This is a genomic window from Bacillus cereus group sp. BfR-BA-01331 (assembly GCF_022663915.1).
In the GTDB taxonomy this organism is placed as follows: Bacteria; Bacillota; Bacilli; order Bacillales; family Bacillaceae_G; genus Bacillus_A; species Bacillus_A mycoides.
Genome location: NZ_JAKUGJ010000086.1, coordinates 1 through 2,611, shown reverse-complemented (window position 1 = coordinate 2,611; position 2,611 = coordinate 1). Strand labels below are relative to the sequence as shown.

Genomic DNA, 2,611 nt, shown 5'->3' with positions numbered 1-2,611 from the left:
TTTCCACCTGTACTTTTAACAGTTTATGCATACGATGGACACGTTCTACATCATCGTAGGGTAAGCGCCCAACGCCTTTTCACATTACTGTGATAGGTTTTCAAACGCTCCCCTCCGAACCGTACGTACATGTTTCCATGTATACGGCTCTCCACTTATCCTCTGAATTTCAATCTAACCTTCCAGCGTGCAGGTCAACATGACACTTTTTACACAATGCTAGTGTCTTGCGGTTGCGAGCTATCATGATTCTTTCCCAAAGTTGTTTTCCTTTTAGTTCTTTGAGTTTTTTAACATGATGCATTTCGATAGCGGTGTTTTCAGTTTGACACCACTCACATTTACTAGCCTGAAGGCGTCTGATTAGACTATTGCGTCCTGCATATATCATAGTATTTGGAACGATATCTATTTCTTTATTAGTAGTTGGATTTTCATAAACCCTTTTCAAAGGTTCATTATAGAAATATCTATGCTTCTGACCAGTTTTAGTCGTGTAAGAAATTCTAAAATTGCCTTCATGATTAAACTTTTTCATTATTTTGCTGACTGATAGTTTGTATTTGTTTGCAAAAGTTTTTACCATGCTGAATTTCATAATGTAGCGAAACTTCTGTAGGCTGTGTACATTTTTTGCTAGTTTATAATAATTATATAAACCTCTAATTTCACTATTGTATATACTTAGAATTTCTAAATTGTCGGAGTTTATTAATTCGGCCCTATGAATAGACTTCCAACTACTATCTTTTTCGATTTTAAGAACTTTGAGCTCCTTAAGTTTTCCAATCCATTTTTCCTTAGGCATGTAAATTTCGCACTTGTTTGATGCATACCTTTTGGCTATTCTACTGTTTGAGCCTTTGTATACAGCCTGAAGGTTACTTATAGTTACATCGTATCCAAGGAATCTCGCTTTCATTTTGCCGTGTGTAATGAGTGTTTTCTCTGATGATAGTTCAAGATTTAGTTTATTCTTTAGAAAAGCCGTAAGGTCTTTCTTTACTTCTTCTGCATCCTGTTTTGAACCAATTATCCCTATTAGGAAATCATCGGCATATCGTACATATTGAATTCTCTTAAAGCTAGAATCCATTAATTCTACTGAACTCATTGTACGTATATCTTTTTGAAGCCTTTTCACTTCACTTGTAATCTCAGTTAATTCATTGTGTGGAGCCAGTACTTTTCTATCTGCGAATTTCTTTTTTAAATACCAAAGTCGCTTATATTTTTGGGTATATACTATGTTGTTTTGTCGGCGTGTGCCTTTATCAAATAGTGTTTTATACTCTTCGATATACTTATCAAGTTCATTTAGATAAATATTTGATAGAATTGGGCTGATTATTCCTCCCTGTGGAGTGCCACTATAAGTATTATTGAATTTCCAATCCTCTAAATAACCCGCTCTAAGAAATTTCCAGATTAAATTAATGAATTTTTCATCTTTAATTTTTCTTTTTAGCAGTTTAATCAAAATGTGATGGTCAATATTGTCAAAGAAGCCTTTGATATCACCTTCTACCCACCACTTAACTCCTTTGAAGATTTTAGTTGCTTGTGTTAGTGCTGTATGACAACTGCGATTACGTCTAAATCCATGAGAATTGTTAGAAAAGGTCGGTTCGAAAACAGCTTCTAGGATGTTTCTTACGATTTCTTGAACTAATTTATCATCTATAGAGGGTATCCCTAAAGGCCTCTTTCCCCTATTTTGCCCCTTACTGATATATACTCTGCGAGATGGAGCTGGTTGATAACTTTGGTTTTTAATTCTTTCAATAATTTTATCGATACGTTCCAAACTCATACCATCAATGGTATGCCCATCTGTTCCTCTAGTCATGTTCCCTTCTTTTGCATATATTTTTTGATATGCTGCAAAGTAGAACTCCTGGTTATATAGATTTCGATACAGACGTTCAAATTTATAAGCTGGGTTAATTGTTTTTTTATTCAGATTGTCTAATACTGCATTTGGATTTCTCATTGTGTCTCACACACCTTCCAATTTTGTTTTAGACCGGATAAGTTGCCTTCCTTCGCCATGTACTAGGCTTTCCCTAGCTCGGACTACTATGAAGGCTCCGTTGCCTTATTGGGTATTCAGAAGTCACACACCTTGTTAGTAACTTGGTGTCATTCTTCATAGCCAAATTCGCATGTATGCCGGTGGCATCCCAACTTAGGCAATCCCCATTTAGATAGATAAAGAATAGCTTTCATAATGTCGGATGTGACGTTCGACCTTTTTCCACTTACTGTGGCTGGGAGGGAGAGACTCACTGATAGCTTATATGTACGACCTAAACTATCCTCTTTATAACCTTGTTCCCTAGTAATGTATCAACTACCTTTCATTACTCGTATCGCTGACCACCCTTGGTCTATCATTCAAGCAGAGTAGCCTTCATCCTTATTTATGAGTTTTACCTTGCCATTCAGTCGTGATCTTAGTAGTTGACCAACTTATGACTTTATCACCATGCTGTTTTCCCCTTTAGGTTTCCCTTCTAGGTGAGGTGATTGGTAATAGGTCTTTCGTGAGCTAACCTAGATTAGTGCTATTTAATCAATTCTAAATCTACCCTTATGGGCGCACATACAT

General features: G+C 36.2%; 1 protein-coding gene. It reads right to left on the bottom strand.

Translation table 11 applies throughout. The features are described from left to right. Positions 1 to 169: 169 nt before the first annotated feature. Entirely contained in the window at positions 170 to 1,993 is a 1,824-nt protein-coding gene (locus tag MR155_RS30850; protein WP_098596447.1) for a reverse transcriptase/maturase family protein, read from the bottom strand. Between the last annotated feature and the right edge of the window lie 618 nt (positions 1,994 to 2,611).